Annotated in this window: 1 protein-coding gene; it reads right to left on the reverse strand. The window is 70.4% G+C overall.

Annotated features, from left to right (window positions below; genetic code table 11):
* Positions 1–230, reverse strand: a 230-nt coding sequence (locus Q5L94_RS14240) for a hypothetical protein (protein ID WP_317498997.1), incomplete at both ends; no start/stop codon positions are given.

The following is a 230-nucleotide window of genomic DNA, read 5'->3' on the forward strand; positions in this document are numbered from 1 at the left end:
GGATAGCCGCGATAGGACGCGAGAAGCACGCCATAACCCTGGCGATGGAACGCCGCCCCGATCGCCGCGAAGTCCGACACCGCTCCTGCATTGCCATAAAAGAACGCGATCACCGGCCCGTCCGCGCGCGCCGCCGGCGTCTGCCAGACCGTCACCCGCGTGCCGTCCGCTTCGGTGATCGCGCGCGCCTGGTACTCCTCGCCGCGCGCGAGCGCATGGCGTCCGCGGAT

It is taken from the genome of Idiomarina sp. Sol25 (assembly GCF_033052775.1).
Classification (GTDB): Bacteria; Pseudomonadota; Gammaproteobacteria; order Enterobacterales; family Alteromonadaceae; genus Idiomarina.